The organism is Enterobacter cloacae complex sp. I1M, from assembly GCF_014982425.1.
Lineage (GTDB): Bacteria > Pseudomonadota > Gammaproteobacteria > Enterobacterales > Enterobacteriaceae > Enterobacter > Enterobacter intestinihominis.
On the sequence record NZ_JADCLG010000029.1, the window covers coordinates 82,036 to 105,431 of the forward strand.

The following is a 23,396-nucleotide window of genomic DNA, read 5'->3' on the forward strand; positions in this document are numbered from 1 at the left end:
GATGCCAACGTGAATATGTAAGCGCTACCACTGATTGTGCATGCTGTTACTTAGCAGCCTGTTAATATTCTGAGTTTATCATACTCTGCCTAAGCGCACTGTCTGCGGTTGCGCTGCCTCTCACTCGTGTTATCATCAGGGCAGACCGGTTACATCCCCCTAACAAGTAAACCTGTCATTTTTCCGCTGCTGGCAGGCTGTCGGTAGTGTGAATTATCCAGGGAACGTTAAAAGAGAAACACTATCATGACGGATAAATTGACCTCCCTTCGTCAGTTCACCACTGTCGTCGCTGACACCGGAGATATTGCGGCAATGAAGCTGTACCAGCCGCAGGATGCTACAACCAACCCTTCTCTGATCCTTAACGCCGCGCAGATCCCTGAGTATCGCAAACTGATCGACGAGGCGGTGACCTGGGCAAAAGCACAGAGCAATGACCGCGCGCAGCAGGTTGTGGATGCGACTGACAAACTGGCAGTAAACATCGGTCTGGAAATCCTGAAGCTCGTTCCTGGCCGTATCTCTACTGAAGTTGATGCTCGCCTGTCCTACGACACCGAAGCGTCTATTGCCAAAGCAAAACGCCTGATCAAACTGTACAACGATGCGGGCATCAGCAACGACCGAATCCTGATCAAACTGGCCTCTACCTGGCAGGGCATTCGCGCCGCTGAACAGCTGGAAAAAGAAGGGATCAACTGTAACCTGACTCTGCTGTTCTCCTTCGCACAGGCGCGTGCATGTGCCGAAGCTGGCGTATACCTGATTTCTCCGTTTGTGGGCCGTATTCTGGACTGGTACAAAGCCAACACCGACAAGAAAGAGTATGCGGCGTCTGAAGATCCAGGCGTGATTTCCGTGACGGAAATCTACGAATACTACAAACAGCACGGCTATGAGACCGTTGTTATGGGCGCAAGCTTCCGTAACGTCGGTGAAATCATTGAGCTGGCTGGCTGTGACCGCCTGACCATCGCCCCTGCGCTGCTGAAAGAGTTGGCAGAAAGCGAAGGAGCTATCGAGCGTAAACTGTCCTACACCGGTGAAGTGAAAGCGCGCCCAGAGCGCATCACCGAGTCCGAGTTCCTGTGGCAGCACAACCAGGATCCAATGGCCGTAGATAAACTGGCGGACGGTATCCGTAAGTTTGCTATCGACCAGGAAAAACTGGAAAAAATGATCGGCGACCTGCTGTAATCATTCTGCGTGACCGGGTTCCCGGTCACGCCTCTTTCCCCCGCCTCTGTCTGAATTTTCTCTCTGCGTGTATCATTCCCTTTAATCAGTACTTTTTGAATGGAATGGATATGAATACCTTACGCATCGGCTTAGTGTCGATTTCTGACCGCGCCTCCAGCGGTGTTTATCAGGATAAAGGCATCCCTGCTCTGGAAGCGTGGCTGGGCAGCGCGCTCACTACCCCGTTTGAGATCCAGACTCGCCTGATCCCGGACGAGCAGCCGATCATCGAGCAGACCCTGTGTGAGCTGGTGGATGAGATGAGCTGCCACCTTGTGCTGACGACGGGCGGAACCGGCCCCGCGCGCCGCGATGTAACGCCGGACGCGACGCTGGCTATCGCCGATCGTGAAATGCCGGGCTTCGGTGAACAGATGCGCCAGATCAGTCTACACTTTGTCCCGACGGCCATTCTTTCCCGTCAGGTCGGGGTGATCCGCAAACAGGCGCTGATCCTGAACCTGCCGGGGCAGCCGAAGTCGATAAAAGAAACGCTGGAAGGAGTAAAAGCCGAAGACGGGAGCGTTATCGTCCACGGTATCTTTGCAAGTGTACCGTATTGTATACAACTGCTTGACGGTCCGTACGTGGAAACTGACGGCAATGTGGTAGCAGCATTTCGCCCTAAAAGCGCTCGCCGCGAAACAATCTCCTGAAAATGCTTTAAATGTGACATTAGCGCCAGCCGCAGTAGCGTGTAAATGGATTTACGATATGGTAATTTTTTCTTTACGATTGCTGTAAAAAATAATCCACAACACATGCACAATGGTTCGCTATGTCACATAACACCCGACCTCTGAATCGACAGGACTACAAAACCCTCACGCTCGCTGCTCTGGGCGGCGCGCTGGAGTTTTACGACTTCATCATCTTTGTCTTCTTCGCCGCCGTCGTGGGGGCGCTGTTTTTCCCGGCGGATATTCCTGAATGGCTGCGTCAGGTGCAAACCTTCGGCATTTTCGCTGCCGGGTATCTGGCGCGTCCGCTGGGCGGCATTGTTATGGCGCACTTTGGCGATCTGGTTGGGCGCAAGAAGATGTTTACCCTCAGCATCCTGCTGATGGCCGTGCCGACGCTGGCGATTGGCCTTTTGCCTACCTATGAGTCGATAGGCATTATCGCCCCGTTATTGCTGCTGCTGATGCGTATTCTTCAGGGCGCGGCCATCGGCGGGGAAGTGCCGGGCGCGTGGGTGTTTGTCGCTGAGCACGTCCCGGTGCGCCGCATCGGCATTGCGTGCGGAACCCTGACCGCAGGACTGACGATCGGGATCCTGCTTGGCTCCGTGGTTGCAACCATCATCAATACCAGCATGACGCAACAGGCCGTTCACGACTGGGGCTGGCGTATCCCGTTCCTGCTGGGCGGGGCGTTTGGGCTGGTGGCAATGTACCTGCGACGTTGGTTGCAGGAGACGCCAGTATTTCTGGAAATGCAGCAGCGGAAGGCGCTGGCGCAAGAATTGCCGGTAAAAACCGTAGTAGTGCGGCATAAAAAAGCGGTAGTCGTGTCGATGCTTCTGACCTGGCTGCTGTCTGCGGGTATCGTGGTGGTCATTTTGATGTCGCCGGTCTGGCTGCAAAAACAGTACGGTTTTGCGCCTGCTGTGACGTTACAGGCGAACAGTATCGCGACAATTATGCTCTGCTTTGGCTGTCTGGCCGCGGGACTGGCGGCGGATCGTTTCGGTGCCAGCGTGACCTTTATTGTCGGCAGCCTGCTGCTGGCCGCGTCGAGCTGGGCATTCTACCATCTTGCGGGCAGCCATCCTGAACAGTTGTTCCTGCTGTACGGCATCGTCGGGCTGTGCGTGGGCGTCGTTGGCGCCGTACCGTACGTAATGGTCCGCGCCTTCCCGCCGGAGGTACGCTTCACCGGCATCTCTTTCTCTTATAACGTCTCGTATGCCATTTTCGGTGGGCTGACCCCGATTGTGGTCACGGTGTTGATGGGGCTGTCACCCCTTGCACCTGCATGGTACGTGCTGGCGTTATCGCTGATGGGGCTGGTATTGGGGATGTGGCTTCGCCAGTCAGAGGGATGTCGTGCCCGCGACGCGGGCACGACAGAGGGATCAGTGTTTTTCACCAATCGGTAATACGGTGCGGCCGAACTGCTCGTTCAGCACTTCACCCATTGCCAGGTAGATAGCGCTTGCGCCGCACACCAGACCGACCCAGCCGGCAACGTGAACGATGCCTTCGTTATCCGCCAGGTGACCCGCGGCAAGCAGAGCGAACAGCACGGTCAGGCTCAGGAAGACGAATTGCAGCGCGCGGTTCGCCTTCAGGGTGCCGAAGAACATGAACAGGGTGAACACGCCCCACAGTCCCAGGTACACGCCCAGGAAATGGGCGTTTGAAGCATCTGCCAGGCCCATTTTAGGCATCAGCAGAATGGCGACCAGCGTCAGCCAGAACGAACCGTAAGAGGTAAAGGCGGTTAAGCCGAAGGTATTGCCTTTCTTATATTCCAGCAGGCCCGCGAAAATTTGCGCGATACCGCCGTAAAAAATGCCCATCGCCAGGATTACGCCGTCCATCGGGAACATCCCGATGTTGTGCAGGTTCAGCAGAATGGTGGTCATGCCAAAACCCATCAGGCCCAGCGGAGCCGGATTAGCCAACTTAGTGTTGCCCATAAGTCCTCAAAAAAATCATCATTAATATGGTGAAATGGTTAAACCCGCGCCAGTTCTCCCTGACGGGGCGCGGCATCATAATGGGCGGCATCGGCGCCGTCTATGATCTCATCGGGGTGAAATTAAAAAATTTTTTATCCTTCCCCCTTGATGGATGCCGTTGTGACCCCATCTTGTAAGCAACCGCAGTGTGTGGACCTGAAAAAAATCAAATCTGGGCAGTTGAAAAAGCACGTTCTGCCCTTATTACAGGTACACAACCACATGTTGACTGAATTTTTAGTGGAGACGTTTAGATGGGTAAAATTATTGGTATCGACCTGGGTACTACCAACTCTTGTGTAGCGATTATGGATGGCACTACTGCACGTGTGCTGGAGAACGCCGAGGGCGATCGCACCACGCCTTCTATCATTGCTTATACCCAGGATGGTGAAACTCTGGTTGGTCAGCCGGCTAAACGTCAGGCAGTGACAAACCCGCAAAACACCCTGTTTGCAATCAAACGCCTGATTGGCCGCCGCTTCCAGGACGAAGAAGTTCAGCGTGACGTTTCCATCATGCCTTACAAAATCATCGCAGCCGATAACGGCGATGCATGGCTTGATGTGAAAGGCACCAAAACTGCACCTCCGCAGATCTCTGCTGAAGTGCTGAAGAAAATGAAGAAAACCGCGGAAGATTACCTGGGTGAACCGGTAACTGAAGCTGTTATCACCGTACCTGCTTACTTCAACGATGCTCAGCGTCAGGCAACCAAAGATGCTGGCCGTATCGCAGGTCTGGAAGTAAAACGTATCATCAACGAACCAACCGCAGCTGCGCTGGCTTACGGTCTGGATAAAGAAGTTGGCAACCGCACTATCGCGGTTTACGACCTGGGTGGTGGTACCTTCGATATCTCTATTATCGAAATCGACGACGTTGACGGCGAAAAAACCTTCGAAGTTCTGGCAACCAATGGTGATACCCACCTGGGTGGTGAAGACTTCGATACCCGTCTGATCAACTACCTCGTTGACGAGTTTAAGAAAGATCAGGGCATTGACCTGCGTAACGACCCGCTGGCCATGCAGCGCCTGAAAGAAGCGGCTGAGAAAGCGAAGATCGAACTGTCTTCCGCTCAGCAGACCGACGTGAACCTGCCGTACATCACCGCAGACGCGACCGGTCCAAAACACATGAACATCAAAGTGACCCGTGCGAAACTGGAAAGCCTGGTAGAAGACCTGGTGAACCGTTCTATCGAGCCACTGAAAGTTGCATTGCAGGACGCTGGCCTGTCCGTGTCTGATATTCAGGATGTTATCCTGGTAGGTGGTCAGACCCGTATGCCAATGGTTCAGAAGAAAGTTGCTGAATTCTTTGGTAAAGAGCCACGTAAAGACGTGAACCCGGACGAAGCGGTTGCTATCGGTGCTGCGGTTCAGGGTGGTGTTCTGACGGGTGAAGTGAAAGACGTACTGCTGCTGGACGTTACTCCGCTGTCACTGGGTATCGAAACCATGGGTGGCGTGATGACTCCGCTCATCAACAAAAACACTACTATCCCGACGAAACACAGCCAGGTGTTCTCCACCGCTGAAGACAACCAGTCTGCGGTAACCATCCATGTGATTCAGGGTGAGCGTAAGCGTGCGGCGGATAACAAATCTCTGGGTCAGTTCAACCTGGACGGTATTAACCCGGCACCACGCGGCATGCCACAGATCGAAGTCACCTTCGACATCGATGCTGACGGTATCCTGCACGTGTCTGCGAAAGACAAAAACAGCGGTAAAGAGCAGAAGATCACCATCAAGGCATCTTCTGGCCTGAACGAAGCGGAAATCGAAAAAATGGTTCGTGATGCCGAAGCTAACGCGGAATCCGACCGTAAGTTCGAAGAGCTGGTTCAGACCCGTAACCAGGGTGACCATCTGCTGCACAGCACCCGTAAGCAGGTTGAAGAAGCGGGCGATAAACTGCCAGCGGAAGACAAAACTGCGATCGAAACTGCACTGAGCGCGCTGGAAACGTCTCTGAAAGGCGAAGACAAAGCGGACATTGAAGCGAAGATGCAGGAGCTGGCACAGGTTTCTCAGAAGCTGATGGAAATCGCTCAGCAGCAGCACGCACAGCAGCAGGCGGGCGCTGATGCTTCCCAGAACAACGCGAAAGACGACGATGTTGTCGACGCTGAGTTCGAAGAAGTGAAAGATAAAAAATAATCGCCCTGATGCAGGGTAATTAATCGGCACGGGCGTAGGAGTATTCTCCACGCCCGTGCTCGCATGTTAAGGGGCTTAAAAAAACCAATGGCAAAGCAAGACTATTACGAGATTTTAGGCGTTCCGAAAACTGCGGAAGAGCGTGAAATCAAAAAGGCATATAAGCGCCTGGCCATGAAATTCCACCCTGACCGTAATCAGGGTGACAAAGAGGCTGAAGCCAAATTTAAAGAGATTAAAGAAGCCTACGAAGTCCTGACCGATGCACAAAAACGTGCGGCTTATGACCAGTATGGTCACGCGGCCTTTGAACAGGGCGGCATGGGCGGCGGTGGATTTGGTGGCGGCGGCTTCGGCGGCGGCGCTGATTTCAGCGACATCTTTGGCGATGTATTTGGCGATATCTTCGGCGGCGGTCGTGGTCGTCAGCGCGCGGCGCGCGGCGCAGATCTGCGCTATAACATGGACCTGACGCTGGAAGAAGCGGTTCGTGGCGTAACCAAAGAGATCCGTATCCCGACGCTGGAAGAGTGTGACGTTTGCCACGGCAGCGGCGCGAAAGCGGGGACTCAGCCACAGACCTGTCCAACCTGTCACGGTTCCGGTCAGGTGCAGATGCGCCAGGGCTTCTTCGCGGTGCAGCAGGCCTGTCCGCATTGTCATGGTCGCGGTACGCTGATTAAAGATCCGTGCACCAAATGCCACGGTCACGGTCGTGTGGAGAAAACCAAAACGCTGTCCGTTAAGATCCCGGCAGGCGTGGATACGGGCGACCGCATCCGTCTGGCAGGTGAGGGTGAAGCTGGCGAGCACGGCGCACCGGCAGGGGATCTGTACGTTCAGGTTCAGGTTAAACAGCACGCCATCTTCGAGCGTGAAGGTAACAACCTGTACTGTGAAGTGCCGATCAACTTTGCGATGGCGGCGCTGGGCGGCGAAATCGAAGTGCCGACGCTGGACGGTCGCGTAAACCTGAAAATCCCTGGCGAAACCCAGACCGGGAAGCTGTTCCGCATGCGCGGCAAAGGCGTTAAATCCGTTCGCGGTGGCGCGCAGGGTGACCTGCTGTGCCGCGTGGTCGTTGAAACGCCGGTCGGCCTGAACGACAAGCAGAAACAGCTGCTGAAAGAGCTTCAGGAGAGTTTTGGTGGCCCGACGGGTGAGAAAAACAGCCCGCGCTCCAAAAGCTTCTTCGATGGCGTCAAAAAATTCTTCGACGATTTAACCCGCTAACCTGCCAGCTGGTTACTATCCTTTAAAGCCCGGAAGCGATTCCGGGCTTTTTGCTTTATAGCGTTATTCCTCGGTTAAACTGAATCTATAACCAATATTAATCTGTTTTTACCGATCTGTTTGCGCTGATATTATGGTTTTACCGAGGTATTGTTGTAAAAGAGAGTTTAAACGTGAAATTACTACACCGTTTCTTAAGCAGTGAGGCATCCGGCGGCGTCATCCTGATTATTGCTGCTGCAGCCGCCATGCTGCTCGCCAATATGGGCATGACGCGCGATCTCTATCACGCATTTCTGGAAACCCCCGTCGAGCTGAAGGTCGGGGCGCTGGAAATTAACAAGAACATGCTGCTGTGGATCAACGATGCGCTGATGGCGGTGTTCTTCCTGCTGGTAGGCCTGGAGGTCAAACGTGAGCTGGTGATCGGTTCTCTTGCCAGCCGTCAGCGCGCGGCGTTTCCGGTGATCGCGGCGATTGGCGGGATGATCGTTCCCGCTTTGCTCTTTCTCGCGTTTGCGTGGCAGGATCCGGTTGCGCGTGACGGCTGGGCGATCCCGGCCGCAACGGATATCGCGTTTGCGCTCGGGGTCTTAGCCTTGCTCGGTAGCCGCGTCCCGGTAGCACTGAAAATTTTCCTGATGGCGCTGGCGATTATCGATGACCTGGGCGCTATCGTGATTATCGCGCTGTTCTACACCAGCGATCTGTCGGTTCTGTCGCTGAGCGTGGCGGCCGTGGCTATTGCGGTGCTGGCGTTGCTGAACGTCTTCAACGTCCGACGCACGGGTATTTATATTCTGGTGGGGATGGTGCTGTGGACGGCGGTGCTGAAGTCTGGCGTGCATGCCACGCTGGCGGGCGTCATCGTTGGCTTCTTTATTCCGCTGAAGGAGCAGGACGGCAAATCGCCTGCCAGACAGCTGGAGCATGTGCTTCATCCGTGGGTGGGCTTTATGATCCTGCCGCTGTTTGCATTTGCCAACGCGGGTGTTTCCCTGGCCGGTGTTACCCTGGACGGACTCACCTCTGTGCTGCCGCTGGGTATCATCGCTGGTTTGTTTATCGGTAAGCCGCTGGGTATCAGCCTGTTCTGCTGGCTGGCGCTGAAGCTGAAGCTGGCGTCATTGCCAAACGGAACCACCTTTAGTCAGATTATGGCCATCGGCGTGCTGTGCGGTATTGGATTCACCATGTCGATCTTTATCTCGACGCTGGCGTTTGGCACCAGCGCGCCTGAGCTTATCGTCTGGGCGAAACTCGGCATTCTTATCGGGTCGTTACTGGCCGCGGTTATTGGTTATACCTTGTTGAAGGTGAAGTTGTCCGGACAGGCTGTCCAGGCATAACAGGAAACCGGGAGAAGGGAAGCCTTCTCCCGATAAACTATCAGGGAGTGAAAACGTGATGTCTCATTTGAACTATAACCATCTCTATTACTTCTGGCATGTCTACAAGCAGGGCTCGGTCGTGGGAGCGGCAGAGGCGCTCTACCTGACACCACAAACTATTACCGGGCAAATCAAAGCCCTGGAAGAGCGCTTACAGGGCAAGCTTTTTAAGCGGAAAGGACGTGGCATTGAGCCGAGCGAGCTGGGCGAACTGGTGTTCCGCTATGCGGACAAGATGTTCACCCTGAGCCAGGAGATGCTGGATATCGTTAACTATCGCAAAGAGTCGAACCTGCTCTTTGACGTGGGCGTGGCGGATGCGTTGTCCAAACGGCTGGTAAGCGGTGTGCTGGATGCGGCGGTGGTGGAAGATGAACAGATTCATTTACGCTGCTTTGAGTCCACTCACGAGATGCTGCTGGAACAGCTGAGCCAGCATAAGCTGGATATGATTATCTCGGATTGCCCAATCGACTCCACGCAGCAGGAAGGCTTGTTCTCGGTGAAAATTGGCGAATGCGGCGTCAGTTTCTGGTGCATTAATCCGCCGCCGGAAAAACCGTTTCCTGCTTGCCTGGAAGAGCGCCGCCTGCTGGTGCCGGGTAGGCGGTCTATGCTCGGACGTAAGCTGCTGAACTGGTTTAACTCGCAGGGGCTGAACGTGGAGATCCTCGGTGAGTTCGACGATGCGGCTTTGATGAAGGCTTTTGGCGAGGCGCACAACGCTATCTTCGTTGCCCCGACGCTGTACGCGCACGATCTCTATTCAGACGACAAGATTACCGAGATTGGCAGGGTGGATAACGTGATGGAAGAGTATCACGCCATATTCGCCGAAAGGATGATTCAGCACCCGGCGGTGCAGCGAATCTGCAACCGCGACTACTCGGCGCTGTTTACGCCGCCGGCAATCTGAAGACATAAAAAAACCCGCGTTAAGCGGGTTCTTTCAAACAAGCAACAACAAGTAGCGATTAAGCCAGTTTGTTGATCTGCGCGGTCAGGTTTGCTTTATGACGCGCTGCTTTGTTTTTGTGGATCAGACCTTTAGCAGCCTGACGATCCACGATTGGTTGCATTTCGTTAAATGCGTTCTGCGCTGCAGCTTTGTCGCCTGCTTCGATTGCTGCGTATACTTTCTTGATGAAAGTACGCATCATAGAGCGACGGCTTGCGTTGTGCTTACGAGCCTTTTCAGACTGAACGGCACGTTTCTTAGCTGATTTGATATTAGCCAAGTCCAACTCCCAAATATGTTCTATGTGGACAATTCAAAGGCCGAGGAATATGCCCTCTTTGCCTTCTTTTGTCAATGGATTTGTGCAAATAAGCGCCGTTAATGAGCGACGCTACGTTACGTAGTGATGGCGCAGGATTCTACCAGCTTGTCTTTCGTGAATACAGCCTTTCGGCATAAAAATCGCAGTTCTCGGGCAGATTTTTTTGCTGTGAAAGGTCAGCCTGATGAAATCATACGGCTTTCTGTTTCGCGTGAACAATCGCCGGTTAACCTTAACCGCCGTACAAGGTATACTTTGGCGATTTTCACTGTTTTGAGCCAGTCATGAAGCTGATACGCGGCATACATAATCTCAGTCAAGCCCCGCACGGGTGCGTGCTGACCATTGGTAATTTTGACGGCGTGCATCGTGGGCATCAGGCGCTGTTGCAGGGATTGCGTAAAGAAGGGGAGGCGCGTGGCCTGCCCGTTGTGGTGATGATTTTCGAACCGCAGCCGCTGGAGCTGTTTGCCGGCGAGAAATCTCCCGCGCGGCTGACGCGTCTGCGTGAGAAGTTACGCTACCTGGCGGAGTCCGGCGTGGACTACGTCCTGTGCGTACGCTTCGACCGTCGGTTTGCCGCGCTGACCGCACAAAACTTTGTCAGCGATCTGTTGGTCAGGCAGCTTGGCGTGCAGTTTCTCGCCGTGGGCGATGATTTCCGCTTTGGCGCTGGTCGTCAGGGCGATTTCTTGTTATTACAGAAGGCTGGCCTGGAGTACGGGTTTGACGTCACCAGTACGATGACCTTCTGTGAGGGCGGGGTGCGCGTCAGCAGCACGGCGGTACGTCAGGCGCTGGCGAACGATGAACTGGACACGGCAGAAACGCTGCTGGGTCATCCGTTCACAATTTCAGGTCGTGTGGTCCATGGCGATGCGCTGGGCCGCACGATAGGTTTTCCGACGGCGAATATACCGCTGCGTCGTCAGGTCTCCCCGGTTAAAGGGGTCTATGCGGTGGAAGTGGCAGGACTGGGTGAGAAGCCTTTCTACGGTGTTGCCAACATTGGTACACGTCCAACGGTTTCCGGTGTGCGTCAACAGTTAGAAGTACACCTGCTGGACGTTGTAATGGACCTCTACGGTCGCCATATAGATGTGATACTGCGTAAAAAAATACGCAATGAACAGCGATTCGCTTCGCTGGATGAACTTAAGGCGCAAATCGCGCGAGATGAATTAACGGCCCGCGAGTTTTTTGGGCTTTAGAACCGGCTTAACTGCCTACGTGATAAATACGGAACCGAGAATCTGATGAGTGACTATAAATCAACCCTGAATTTGCCGGAAACAGGGTTCCCGATGCGCGGCGATCTCGCCAAGCGCGAACCGGGAATGCTGGCGCGTTGGACTGATGATGACCTGTACGGCATCATTCGTGCAGCCAAAAAAGGCAAAAAAACCTTCATTCTGCATGATGGCCCTCCCTATGCGAATGGCAGCATTCATATTGGTCACTCTGTAAACAAGATTCTGAAAGACATTATCGTGAAGTCCAAAGGACTCGCGGGATATGACTCGCCTTATGTTCCGGGCTGGGACTGCCATGGTCTGCCAATCGAGCTGAAAGTGGAGCAAGAGTACGGTAAGCCAGGTGAGAAGTTCACCGCCGCAGAGTTCCGCGCGAAATGCCGCGAATACGCTGCCACCCAGGTTGACGGTCAGCGCGCTGACTTCATCCGTCTGGGCGTGCTGGGCGACTGGTCGCACCCGTACCTGACCATGGACTTCAAAACCGAAGCCAACATTATCCGTGCGCTGGGTAAAATCATCGGCAACGGTCACCTGCATAAAGGCGCTAAGCCGGTGCACTGGTGCGTGGACTGCCGTTCTGCGCTGGCAGAAGCGGAAGTAGAGTATTACGACAAAACCTCGCCTTCTATCGACGTGGCGTTCGAAGCGGTCGATCAGGATGCGATCAAAGCTAAATTTGGCCTGCCAGGCGTAAGCGGTCCAGTCTCGCTGGTTATCTGGACCACCACCCCGTGGACGTTACCAGCCAACCGTGCCATTTCCCTGTCCGGTGAGTTTGAGTACGCGCTGGTACAAATTGATGGTCGCGCGGTTATCCTGGCAAAAGATCTGGTTGAAAGCGTGCTTAAACGCGCGAACATCACCGATTACAGCGTGCTGGGCACCGTAAAAGGCGACGCGCTGGAGCTGATGCGCTTCAAACACCCGTTCCTGGACTTCGACGTTCCGGCGATCCTGGGCGACCACGTCACGCTGGACGCGGGTACCGGTGCGGTGCATACCGCCGGCGGCCACGGTCCTGACGACTACAACATCAGCCTGAAATACGGTCTGGAAATCGCCAACCCGGTCGGTCCGGATGGCTCTTACCTGCCTGGCACCTACCCGGCGCTGGACGGTATCAACGTCTTTAAAGCCAACGACATCATCGTTGACATGCTTCGCACCAGCGGCGCGCTGCTGCACGTTGAGAAAATGCAGCACAGCTATCCGTGCTGCTGGCGCCATAAGACCCCGATTATCTTCCGTGCGACCCCGCAGTGGTTCGTCAGCATGGACCAGAAAGGCCTGCGCGAGCAGTCTCTGAAAGAGATCAAAGGCGTGCAGTGGATCCCGGACTGGGGCCAGGCGCGTATCGAATCCATGGTGGCTAACCGTCCTGACTGGTGTATCTCCCGTCAGCGCACATGGGGCGTGCCGATGTCGCTGTTCGTGCATAAAGAGACGCAGGAACTGCACCCGAACACCCTGGAACTGATGGAAGAGGTGGCGAAGCGCGTTGAAGTTGACGGCATTCAGGCGTGGTGGGATCTCGATTCCCGTGACATCCTGGGCGCTGACGCGGACAACTACGAGAAAGTGCCGGATACCCTGGACGTGTGGTTCGACTCCGGGTCTACCCACTCCTCCGTGGTTGACGTGCGCCCTGAGTTCGCCGGTCACGCTGCCGACATGTATCTGGAAGGTTCCGACCAACACCGCGGCTGGTTCATGTCATCCCTGATGATCTCCACCGCCATGAAGGGCAAAGCACCTTACCGCCAGGTACTGACCCACGGCTTCACCGTGGATGGTCAGGGCCGTAAGATGTCCAAATCCATCGGTAACACCGTTTCTCCGCAGGACGTGATGAACAAGCTGGGCGCGGATATTCTGCGCCTGTGGGTGGCATCCACCGACTACACGGGCGAAATGGCGGTGTCTGACGAGATCCTGAAACGTGCTGCTGACAGCTATCGTCGTATCCGTAACACCGCGCGCTTCCTGCTGGCGAACCTGAACGGGTTTGATCCGGTAAAAGACATGGTGAAGCCGGAAGAGATGGTGGTGCTCGATCGCTGGGCGGTAGGCTGCGCGAAAGCGGCACAGGAAGATATTCTGAAAGCCTATGAGTCTTACGACTTCCACGAAGTGGTGCAGCGCCTGATGCGCTTCTGCTCCATTGAGATGGGGTCGTTCTATCTCGACATCATCAAAGACCGCCAGTACACCGCGAAAGCGGACAGCGTGGCGCGTCGTAGCTGCCAGACCGCGCTGTTCCACATCGCAGAGGCGCTGGTACGCTGGATGGCGCCGATCATGTCCTTCACCGCAGATGAAATCTGGGGTTACCTGCCGGGCGACCGTGAGAAGTATGTCTTCACCGGCGAGTGGTACGAAGGTCTGTTCGACCTCTCCAGCACTGAAGCAATGAACGACGCCTACTGGGACGAGCTGCTGAAAGTGCGTGGCGAAGTGAACAAGGTTATCGAGCAGGCGCGCGCTGACAAGAAAGTCGGTGGCTCTCTGGAAGCGACGGTGACCCTGTACGCAGAGCCTGAGCTGGCCGCGAAGCTGACCGCGCTGGGCGATGAATTACGATTTGTCCTGTTGACCTCCGGTGCGAAAGTTGCGGATTATGCCGAGGCATCTGCTGATGCTCAGCAGAGCGAACTGCTCAAAGGACTGAAGGTCGCACTGAGCAAAGCCGATGGTGAAAAATGCCCGCGTTGCTGGCATTACACTACCGATGACGGCCAGGTGGCGGAACACGCAGACATCTGCGGACGCTGTGTAAGCAACGTCGCCGGCGACGGCGAAAAACGTAAGTTTGCCTGATGAGTAAAACTCTCTGTTCAACAGGACTGCGCTGGCTGTGGCTGGTGGTAGTGGTGCTGATTATTGATTTGGGCAGCAAGTTCCTGATCCTCCAGAATTTCGCTCTGGGGGATACGGTCCCGCTGTTCCCGTCGCTTAACCTGCACTACGCCCGCAACTACGGCGCGGCGTTTAGTTTCCTTGCCGACAGCGGTGGCTGGCAGCGTTGGTTCTTCGCAGGTATCGCAATGGGTATCTGCGTCGTGCTCGCGGTGCTGATGTACCGCTCGAAGGCCACGCAAAAGCTGAATAACATCGCCTACGCGCTGATCATTGGTGGCGCACTGGGTAACCTGTTTGACCGCCTGTGGCACGGCTTTGTAGTCGATATGATCGACTTCTACGTCGGCGACTGGCACTTTGCGACCTTTAACCTCGCCGATAGCGCAATATGCGTTGGTGCAGCGTTAATCGTGCTGGAAGGCTTCTTGCCTAAACCGGCCGCGAAAGCGCAGGTGTAACAAAACCAGCCGGGTGACGCGTAGCGATCCCGGCCTACAGAATTTGTGGCCCCCGTAGGCCCGGTAAGCGTAGCGCCACCGGGCAACAGGTGACCCAAAACAAGCGAGCAATTTGCATGTCTAAATCCGTACAGAGCAACAGCGCGGTTCTCGTTCATTTCACGCTGAAGCTGGATGACGGCTCCACGGCCGAGTCCACCCGCAACAATGGCAAACCGGCGCTGTTTCGTCTGGGCGACACCTCCCTGTCTGAAGGCCTCGAACAACAGCTTCTCGGGCTGAAAGAGGGTGAGAAAAAAGCGTTCTCACTGGAGCCGGATGCGGCATTCGGTGTGCCAAGCCCGGATCTGATTCAGTACTTCTCGCGCCGTGAGTTTATGGATGCGGGTGAACCGGAGATCGGGGCGATTATGCTCTTTACCGCTATGGACGGCAGCGAAATGCCTGGCGTGATCCGCGAAATCAACGGGGATTCCATCACCGTTGACTTCAACCATCCGCTTGCCGGGCGTACCGTTCATTTTGATGTAGAAGTGCTGGAGATCGATCCGGCGCTGGAGGACTGAAATGCAGATCCTGTTGGCTAACCCGCGCGGTTTTTGCGCTGGTGTAGACCGCGCTATCAGCATTGTTGAAAATGCGCTGGAGATTTACGGCGCGCCGATTTACGTGCGTCACGAAGTGGTGCACAACCGCTACGTGGTCGACAGCCTGCGCGAGCGCGGTGCGATTTTTATCGAGCAGATCAGCGAAGTGCCGGACGGCGCAATCCTCATCTTCTCCGCGCACGGCGTATCCCAGGCCGTACGTAACGAAGCCAAAAGCCGCGATCTGACCGTATTCGATGCCACCTGTCCGTTAGTGACCAAGGTGCATATGGAAGTGGCGCGTGCAAGCCGTCGTGGTGAAGAGTCGATTCTGATTGGCCATGCCGGTCACCCGGAAGTTGAAGGCACCATGGGTCAGTACAGCAACCCGGAAGGGGGTATGTATCTGGTTGAGTCGCCGGAAGACGTTTTTACGCTGAATGTGAAAAACGAAGCGCGTCTGTCGTTTATGACCCAGACGACGCTTTCCGTGGACGACACCTCAGACGTGATTGACGCCCTGCGCCAGCGCTTCCCAAAAATCGTCGGGCCGCGCAAAGATGATATCTGCTACGCAACCACCAACCGTCAGGAAGCCGTGCGCGCGTTGGCTGAACAGGCGGACGTGGTGCTGGTGGTCGGTTCAAAAAACTCCTCTAACTCTAACCGTCTGGCCGAACTGGCGCAGCGTATGGGGAAAGCGGCGTTTCTGATCGACGACGCAACGGACATTCAGGAAGCGTGGGTGAAAAACGCGGCCTGCGTCGGTGTTACCGCAGGTGCTTCAGCGCCGGATATTCTGGTGCAAAACGTCATTGCCCGCCTGCAAGAGCTGGGTGGTGGCGAAGCGGTGCCGCTGGAAGGCCGTGAAGAGAACATTGTCTTTGAAGTGCCGAAAGAGCTGCGAATCGACGCCCGCGAAGTGGAATAATTTCTTTTCTGATGAAAGGCCAGCACCTTCTGTGCTGGCCTTTTTTTTGCTTCGTATCTTATCGTGACGACAAAATCATGTCTTTTACTGATATCTGAGTCGGTTTCACGTTAAATTCTAATTATTGGTGTTTTCAGTTGGCAGCCTTAGCGAAGGCTGGTTAATCTGAAAACGGTTTACATCATTTTAACGTAAGAGAATAACTATGCATGATGCACAGATCCGTGTCGCCATTGCGGGCGCGGGTGGACGTATGGGTCGCCAGCTGATTCAGGCGGCACTACAGATGGATGGCGTGGCACTTGGCGCGGCGCTGGAGCGTGAAGGTTCATCCCTGCTGGGCTCCGATGCGGGCGAGCTGGCAGGCGCGGGCAAGACAGGCGTTACCGTGCAGAGCAACCTGGAGGCGGTGAAAGAAGACTTTGACGTGTTCATCGACTTTACCCGTCCGGAAGGCACTTTGACTCACCTGGCGTTTTGCCGCCAGCACGGTAAAGGGATGGTGATTGGCACCACCGGTTTCGATGATGCCGGTAAACAGACCATTCAGGAAGCAGCCGCCGACATTGCGATTGTCTTCGCCGCGAACTTTAGCGTAGGCGTTAACGTTATGCTGAAACTGCTGGAAAAGGCAGCGAAGGTGATGGGCGACTATACCGACATTGAGATAATTGAAGCGCACCACCGCCATAAAGTCGATGCCCCATCTGGCACGGCGCTGGCGATGGGCGAAGCGATTGCTTATGCAATGGATAAAGATTTGAAAGACATCGCGGTCTATTCTCGCGAAGGTCACACTGGCGAGCGCGTGCCTGGCACCATTGGTTTTGCCACCGTTCGCGCGGGTGATATCGTCGGCGAACATACCGCTATGTTCGCCGATATTGGTGAAAGGGTCGAAATCACACATAAAGCATCCAGCCGCATGACGTTTGCAAACGGGGCGGTACGCTCCGCACTGTGGCTAAAAGGTAAGCCAAATGGTCTTTTTGATATGCGAGATGTGCTCGAACTCAACAATTTGTAAGCGTTATTACCCATCGTGATGTGGTTATTGCAGTCGTAACTGTTTGATTGCATAGGGCAATATTTTATTGCCCTTTTATTTTGCCTATTTCAAAGGATTATTGTATTTAACTCATTTAAAGTAAGTGTTTTCATGCTATTTTATGTTGCTGCACTGTAAATTTTGACCATCTGGTCCACTTTTTATTCCCGCAAGACGATTGTTTCTTTTAAACTGCCTGCGCAAGCGGTTTCCACAGTGATTTAGTTGATCTTTTTGCCGCTTAATTTGAAATCAAGCCATCAGGCCTGCAAAAGAATAAACAAAATCCCCGTTTTAAGTTGACTTTTACATGGCAAATCCCCAGAATGCCGCCGTTTGCCAAAAATCCGCTGGCAACACATTTGCATTGATCCATGACATGGTTATGAATTAATATGCAAATAAAGTGAGTGAATATTCTCTGGAGGGTGTTTTGATTAAGTCAGCGCTATTGGTTCTGGAAGACGGAACCCAGTTTATCGGTCGGGCCATAGGGGCAACGGGTTCGGCGGTTGGGGAAGTCGTTTTCAATACTTCAATGACCGGTTATCAAGAAATCCTCACTGATCCTTCCTATTCTCGCCAAATCGTTACTCTTACTTATCCTCATATCGGCAATGTCGGCACCAATGCGGCTGACGAAGAATCCTCTCAGGTACATGCGCAAGGCCTGGTCATTCGCGACCTGCCGCTGATTGCCAGCAACTTCCGCAACACCGAAGACCTCTCTTCTTACCTGAAGCGCCATAACATTGTGGCGATTGCCGATATTGATACCCGTAAGCTGACGCGTCTGCTGCGCGAGAAGGGTGCACAAAATGGCTGCATCATCGCAGGGGACAACCTCGATGCGGCGCTGGCGCTGGAAAAAGCGAAAGCCTTCCCGGGCCTGAACGGGATGGACCTGGCGAAAGAAGTGACTACCACAGAAGCCTACAGCTGGACGCAGGGAAGCTGGACGCTGGAAGGCGACCTGCCGGAAGCGAAACCGGAAAGCGAGCTGCCGTTCCACGTGGTGGCCTACGATTTTGGTGCCAAGCGCAACATCCTGCGTATGCTGGTTGACCGTGGCTGCCGCCTGACGGTCGTCCCGGCACAAACGTCTGCGGAAGATGTTCTGAAGATGAACCCGGACGGCATCTTCCTCTCTAACGGTCCTGGCGACCCGGCGCCGTGTGACTACGCTATCGACGCCATTAAGTCCTTCCTTGAAACCGATATCCCGGTATTCGGCATCTGTCTCGGCCATCAGCTGCTGGCGCTGGCGAGCGGAGCGAACACCGTCAAGATGAAGTTCGGCCACCATGGTGGTAACCACCCGGTGAAAGATATCGACAACAACACGGTAATGATCACCGCGCAGAACCACGGCTTCGCTGTGGATGAAGCGACGATGCCAGCTAACCTGCGCGTGACGCATAAGTCACTGTTCGATGGTACCTTGCAGGGTATCCATCGCACCGATAAGCCTGCGTTCAGCTTCCAGGGCCACCCTGAAGCCAGCCCGGGCCCACACGATGCCGCGCCGCTGTTCGATCACTTCATCGAACTTATCGAGCAATACCGTAAGACTGCTAAATAATCAGGAGCTGAGAAGACCATGCCAAAACGTACAGACATAAAAAGCATCCTGATCCTTGGCGCTGGCCCGATCGTGATCGGCCAGGCCTGCGAATTTGACTACTCCGGCGCGCAGGCGTGTAAAGCCCTGCGCGAAGAGGGTTACCGCGTCATCCTGGTCAACTCTAACCCGGCCACCATCATGACCGACCCGGAAATGGCAGATGCGACCTACATCGAGCCAATTCACTGGGAAGTGGTACGCAAAATTATTGAGAAAGAGCGTCCGGATGCGGTGCTGCCGACCATGGGTGGCCAGACGGCGCTGAACTGCGCGCTGGAGCTGGAGCGTCAGGGTGTGCTGGAAGAGTTCGGCGTGACCATGATTGGGGCAACCGCCGACGCGATTGATAAAGCAGAAGACCGTCGTCGCTTCGACGTGGCAATGAAAAAAATTGGCCTCGACACCGCGCGTTCCGGTATCGCACACAACATGGAAGAAGCGCTGGCCGTCGCGGCTGACGTGGGCTATCCGTGCATCATCCGTCCATCATTCACCATGGGCGGCACCGGCGGCGGTATCGCCTACAACCGCGAAGAGTTCGAAGAGATTTGCGAACGCGGTCTGGATCTCTCCCCAACCAAAGAGCTGCTGATTGATGAATCGCTGATTGGCTGGAAAGAGTACGAGATGGAAGTGGTGCGTGATAAAAACGACAACTGCATCATCGTCTGCTCCATCGAAAACTTCGACGCGATGGGGATCCACACCGGCGACTCCATCACCGTTGCGCCAGCTCAGACGCTGACCGACAAAGAGTACCAAATCATGCGTAACGCCTCGATGGCGGTACTGCGTGAAATCGGCGTGGAAACCGGCGGCTCGAACGTGCAGTTCTCGGTGAACCCGAAAACCGGCCGTCTGATTGTTATCGAAATGAACCCGCGCGTGTCCCGTTCCTCCGCGCTGGCCTCCAAAGCCACCGGCTTCCCGATTGCGAAAGTGGCGGCGAAACTGGCGGTGGGTTACACCCTTGACGAGCTGATGAACGACATCACCGGTGGCCGCACGCCAGCGTCCTTCGAACCGTCCATCGACTACGTTGTGACCAAAATTCCTCGCTTTAATTTCGAGAAATTCGCCGGCGCGAACGACCGTCTGACTACCCAGATGAAATCCGTTGGTGAAGTCATGGCGATTGGCCGCACGCAGCAGGAATCCCTGCAAAAAGCGCTGCGTGGCCTGGAAGTGGGCGCGACCGGCTTTGACCCGAAAGTCAGCCTGGACGACCCGGAAGCACTGACCAAAATCCGCCGCGAGCTGAAAGACGCGGGCGCAGAGCGTATCTGGTACATCGCCGATGCCTTCCGTGCGGGCCTCTCTGTCGACGGCGTATTTAACCTGACTAACATCGACCGCTGGTTCCTGGTGCAGATTGAAGAGCTGGTGCGTCTGGAAGAGAAAGTGGCAGAGCTGGGCATCAACGGCCTGGACGCAGACTTCCTGCGCATGCTGAAGCGTAAAGGCTTCGCCGATGCGCGTCTGGCTAAACTGGCGGGCGTACGTGAAGCGGAGATCCGCAAGCTGCGCGACCAGTATGACCTGCACCCGGTTTACAAGCGCGTGGACACCTGTGCGGCAGAGTTCTCGACCGATACCGCGTACATGTACTCCACCTATGAAGATGAGTGCGAGGCGAACCCGTCCGTCGACCGCGACAAGATTATGGTGCTGGGCGGCGGTCCAAACCGTATCGGCCAGGGCATTGAGTTCGACTACTGCTGCGTGCATGCCTCGCTGGCGCTGCGCGAAGACGGTTACGAGACCATCATGGTCAACTGTAACCCGGAAACCGTCTCGACCGACTACGACACTTCCGACCGCCTCTACTTCGAGCCGGTTACGCTGGAAGACGTGCTGGAAATCGTGCGCATCGAGAAGCCTAAAGGCGTGATCGTGCAGTATGGCGGCCAGACTCCGCTGAAGCTGGCGCGTGCGCTGGAAGCGGCAGGTGTGCCGGTCATCGGCACCAGCCCGGACGCGATTGACCGTGCGGAAGACCGCGAGCGTTTCCAGCAGGCAGTTGATCGTCTCAAGCTGAAACAGCCGGCGAACGCCACCGTGACCGCGATTGAAATGGCCGTTGAGAAAGCGAAAGAGATTGGTTACCCGCTGGTGGTGCGTCCATCCTACGTACTGGGCGGCCGTGCGATGGAAATCGTCTATGACGAAGCCGACCTGCGTCGCTACTTCCAGACGGCGGTGAGCGTTTCCAACGATGCGCCAGTGCTGCTCGACCGCTTCCTCGACGACGCGGTTGAAGTCGACGTTGACGCTATCTGCGACGGCGAAATGGTGCTGATTGGCGGCATCATGGAGCACATCGAGCAGGCTGGCGTGCACTCCGGTGACTCCGCATGTTCTCTTCCTGCGTACACCCTGAGCCAGGAGATTCAGGATGTGATGCGTCAGCAGGTGCAGAAGCTGGCCTTCGAGTTGCAGGTTCGCGGCCTGATGAACGTCCAGTTCGCAGTGAAAGACAACGAAGTTTATCTGATTGAAGTCAACCCGCGTGCGGCGCGTACCGTACCGTTCGTCTCTAAAGCGACCGGTATTCCGCTGGCGAAAGTGGCGGCGCGCGTGATGGCTGGCCAGACGCTGGCTCAGCAGGGCGTCACGAAAGAAATCATCCCGCCGTACTACTCGGTGAAAGAGGTGGTGCTGCCGTTCAACAAATTCCCGGGCGTTGACCCACTGTTAGGGCCAGAGATGCGCTCTACAGGGGAAGTGATGGGCGTGGGCCGCACCTTCGCAGAAGCGTTTGCTAAGGCACAGCTGGGCAGCAGCTCCACCATGAGAAAATCGGGCCGTGCGCTGCTCTCCGTTCGCGAAGGCGATAAAGAGCGCGTGGTTGACCTGGCCGCCAAGCTGCTTAAACAGGGCTTCGAGCTGGATGCAACCCACGGCACGGCAATTGTGCTGGGTGAAGCTGGGATCAACCCGCGTCTGGTGAACAAGGTGCATGAAGGTCGTCCGCACATTCAGGACCGTATCAAGAATGGTGAGTACACCTACATTATCAACACCACCGCAGGTCGCCAGGCGATTGAAGACTCCAAGCTGATTCGCCGCAGCGCGCTCCAGTATAAAGTGCATTACGACACCACCCTGAACGGCGGTTTCGCGACGGCCATGGCGCTGAATGCGGATGCCACCGAGAAGGTGATTTCGGTGCAGGAAATGCACGCTCAGATTAGCAAGTAATCTGCGTAGGCCCGGCAAGCGTTAGCGCCGCCGGGCAAGTGGCGGGTGGCGCTTCGCTTACCCGCCCTACGGTTTTCTTTACCCATCTTAAGAACCTTCTGGTTTTTCATCCGCTTTCAGTCAGTTAGCCTAAAATGGTTAGGTCGATAACGAAAATTCAACTGAGAGCAGGGGAAAACACCATGCAAAATAAACTACTGATCGCTTCCGTTCTGGCTGCCACTGCAATGTTCACCGTGGCGGGCTGTTCGTCAAATCAGGCCGTAAAAACCACCGATGGTAAAACTATCGTTACTGACGGGAAACCGCAGGTGGATGACGATACCGGTCTGGTATCGTACAAAAACGCCGAAACCGGTCAAACTGAACAGATTAACCGTGACCAGGTTAAATCAATGGGTGAGCTGGATAACTAAAAAAAAAGCAGTGGCACATGCCACTGCTTTTTTTGCGTCAGAATGATCGATTACCAGCGATGGTTTAACAAAATATGACCGCCGTAAGCGGCATAGCTGTTTTCACCCCACTCACCGCTGGCACGCAGGGAGATCGTTGTGGTTTCGTTCAGGTTGCCGGTTACGCCCAGCTCTAACTGACCACGATCTTCTGGCGTATCGTTGCTGACGGTTTCGTCGTTGAATGCCAGATCGTTTTGACCAGCACCTTTCAACCAGTTAACTGCGACGTATGGCTGCCAGGCCTTGACGTCCTTCTGCTGGAAGTAGCTTGCTTTAACGCCAAGACGACCAAAGACGCTGTCATTATCCAGCGTGGTTACGCGAACGCCGTCGCGATCGGTGTGATTTTCTTGATCGAGATAGCTGTAGATCACCTGCGCCTGTGGCTCGATCTTCCATGTACGTTCATTTTCAGACTGGATAACCCACGCGTGGCCGACTTCAACAGACGCGGCGAAACCTTCGCTATCGTAATCTTCATCGTTACGATTGCTGGTGACTTTGTTGTTGTACCAGCTATAAGCGGCCCAGGTATCAACGTAGCTGCCCAGACGTAATTTCTGATCTTCCTGCCAGGTGGCGTACAGCCCAACATTAAAGCCATCAACCTTACCCTGTGCGTCACGCACGTTGTGCTTCGCATCAGAGTGGGTCTTCGCCTGGCCTGCACCGAACATACCACCGGCACGCAGGATGCCGTTATCCATTGGCTTGCTCATGAAATCGCTGCCGACTTGCAGAACGGTGGTGGTGGTGTCGTAGCTGACTTTATCGCCACCCGCATCGTTCTCATGATAGCGACCCTTAACGTACATCCAGGTGTTCAGATCGTCTTCATTGCGGAAAGTGAGCTGGTCGCGATCGTCGCGCTTATGCAGGAACATGCTCTGCGCGGCAAGGTAGTTACCTAAGTAAGCACCCACTTCAGGTGCCATAACTTCCGGGGCACTGTTACCGCCGTTATCGGTGTTGCC

At 55.0% G+C, this 23,396-nt stretch carries 19 protein-coding genes and 1 pseudogene; 17 read left to right on the plus strand and 3 right to left on the minus strand.

The genetic code is table 11. The annotated features are described in order from the left end of the window. Positions 1-246 precede the first annotated feature (246 nt). From tal to INF86_RS17480, 3 genes are all read left to right on the plus strand, one after another. The gene (tal, locus tag INF86_RS17470) at positions 247-1,200 is read left to right on the plus strand and encodes a transaldolase (protein ID WP_003856481.1); all 954 of its coding nucleotides are present in this window, start codon (positions 247-249) and stop codon (positions 1,198-1,200) included. Between the two features lie 110 nt (positions 1,201-1,310). Continuing rightward, a complete protein-coding gene (gene mog / locus INF86_RS17475) occupies positions 1,311-1,898 on the plus strand; it encodes a molybdopterin adenylyltransferase (protein ID WP_003856479.1) in 588 nt (195 codons plus the stop codon). A 122-nt stretch (positions 1,899-2,020) separates the two neighbouring features. Next, positions 2,021-3,343: an MFS transporter gene (locus INF86_RS17480; protein WP_193543759.1), complete on the plus strand. Its 1,323-nt coding sequence runs from the start codon at positions 2,021-2,023 to the stop codon at positions 3,341-3,343. Here INF86_RS17480 and satP read toward each other — a convergent pair. Continuing rightward, positions 3,320-3,886: an acetate uptake transporter gene (satP, locus tag INF86_RS17485; RefSeq protein ID WP_022647004.1), complete on the minus strand. Its 567-nt coding sequence runs from the start codon at positions 3,884-3,886 to the stop codon at positions 3,320-3,322. The two genes, INF86_RS17480 and satP, sit on opposite strands and share 24 nt — an antisense overlap. A 296-nt stretch (positions 3,887-4,182) precedes the next feature. Here satP and dnaK point away from each other — a divergent pair, with 296 nt between their 5' ends. The 4 genes from dnaK (at position 4,183) to nhaR (ending at position 9,636) form a co-directional block, all read left to right on the plus strand. After that, the gene (gene dnaK, locus INF86_RS17490; protein ID WP_006810169.1) at positions 4,183-6,096 is read left to right on the plus strand and encodes a molecular chaperone DnaK; all 1,914 of its coding nucleotides are present in this window, start codon (positions 4,183-4,185) and stop codon (positions 6,094-6,096) included. 87 nt (positions 6,097-6,183) lie between these two features. Continuing rightward, the gene (gene dnaJ / locus INF86_RS17495; RefSeq protein WP_008502040.1) at positions 6,184-7,329 is read left to right on the plus strand and encodes a molecular chaperone DnaJ; all 1,146 of its coding nucleotides are present in this window, start codon (positions 6,184-6,186) and stop codon (positions 7,327-7,329) included. 173 nt (positions 7,330-7,502) lie between these two features. Further along, complete coding sequence (gene nhaA, locus INF86_RS17500; protein ID WP_023305418.1) at positions 7,503-8,678, plus strand: Na+/H+ antiporter NhaA; 1,176 nt, start codon at positions 7,503-7,505, stop codon at positions 8,676-8,678. 58 nt (positions 8,679-8,736) lie between these two features. After that, positions 8,737-9,636 (plus strand): transcriptional activator NhaR, encoded by a 900-nt coding sequence (gene nhaR / locus INF86_RS17505; protein ID WP_003856462.1) that lies wholly within the window; start codon positions 8,737-8,739, stop codon positions 9,634-9,636. A gap of 58 nt (positions 9,637-9,694) precedes the next feature. Here the strand turns inward: nhaR and rpsT are convergent, their stop codons facing one another. Continuing rightward, positions 9,695-9,958 (minus strand): 30S ribosomal protein S20, encoded by a 264-nt coding sequence (gene rpsT, locus INF86_RS17510; protein WP_003856458.1) that lies wholly within the window; start codon positions 9,956-9,958, stop codon positions 9,695-9,697. Positions 9,959-10,059: 101 nt separating this feature from the next. On the opposite strand from rpsT, the pseudogene INF86_RS22655 reads away from it, so the two are divergent. The 10 genes and pseudogenes from INF86_RS22655 (at position 10,060) to INF86_RS17555 (ending at position 22,380) form a co-directional block, all read left to right on the plus strand. Then, positions 10,060-10,277 (plus strand): annotated as a pseudogene (locus INF86_RS22655) (DUF2575 domain-containing protein). A gap of 7 nt (positions 10,278-10,284) precedes the next feature. Next, on the plus strand, positions 10,285-11,211 hold the full coding sequence (gene ribF, locus INF86_RS17515) for a bifunctional riboflavin kinase/FAD synthetase (RefSeq protein ID WP_023299293.1): 927 nt from the start codon (positions 10,285-10,287) through the stop codon (positions 11,209-11,211). 45 nt (positions 11,212-11,256) lie between these two features. Then, entirely contained in the window at positions 11,257-14,073 is a 2,817-nt protein-coding gene (ileS, locus tag INF86_RS17520) for an isoleucine--tRNA ligase (RefSeq protein ID WP_193543760.1), read from the plus strand. Further along, positions 14,073-14,573 carry a signal peptidase II gene (gene lspA, locus INF86_RS17525; protein ID WP_048966494.1) on the plus strand — a complete coding sequence of 167 codons (501 nt, stop codon included), beginning with the start codon at positions 14,073-14,075 and terminating at the stop codon, positions 14,571-14,573. Before ileS ends, lspA begins: the two co-directional genes overlap by 1 nt. Positions 14,574-14,689: 116 nt before the next feature. Next, positions 14,690-15,139, plus strand: coding sequence for an FKBP-type peptidyl-prolyl cis-trans isomerase (gene fkpB, locus INF86_RS17530; protein WP_022647009.1), 450 nt, complete (start codon positions 14,690-14,692; stop codon positions 15,137-15,139). Between the two features lies 1 nt (position 15,140). Then, a complete protein-coding gene (ispH, locus tag INF86_RS17535) occupies positions 15,141-16,091 on the plus strand; it encodes a 4-hydroxy-3-methylbut-2-enyl diphosphate reductase (protein WP_022647010.1) in 951 nt (316 codons plus the stop codon). 205 nt (positions 16,092-16,296) lie between these two features. After that, the gene (dapB, locus tag INF86_RS17540) at positions 16,297-17,118 is read left to right on the plus strand and encodes a 4-hydroxy-tetrahydrodipicolinate reductase (protein WP_154051942.1); all 822 of its coding nucleotides are present in this window, start codon (positions 16,297-16,299) and stop codon (positions 17,116-17,118) included. Between the two features lie 454 nt (positions 17,119-17,572). Further along, positions 17,573-18,721: a glutamine-hydrolyzing carbamoyl-phosphate synthase small subunit gene (gene carA / locus INF86_RS17545; protein WP_023299297.1), complete on the plus strand. Its 1,149-nt coding sequence runs from the start codon at positions 17,573-17,575 to the stop codon at positions 18,719-18,721. A gap of 18 nt (positions 18,722-18,739) precedes the next feature. Then, a complete protein-coding gene (gene carB, locus INF86_RS17550; protein WP_032625437.1) occupies positions 18,740-21,964 on the plus strand; it encodes a carbamoyl-phosphate synthase large subunit in 3,225 nt (1,074 codons plus the stop codon). Between the two features lie 182 nt (positions 21,965-22,146). Continuing rightward, positions 22,147-22,380 carry a YgdI/YgdR family lipoprotein gene (locus INF86_RS17555; protein ID WP_003856439.1) on the plus strand — a complete coding sequence of 78 codons (234 nt, stop codon included), beginning with the start codon at positions 22,147-22,149 and terminating at the stop codon, positions 22,378-22,380. Between the two features lie 50 nt (positions 22,381-22,430). On the opposite strand, the gene INF86_RS17560 is transcribed toward INF86_RS17555, so the two are convergent. After that, positions 22,431-23,396: autotransporter outer membrane beta-barrel domain-containing protein (locus tag INF86_RS17560; RefSeq protein ID WP_193543761.1), on the minus strand; the 966-nt coding region annotated here is incomplete at its 5' end.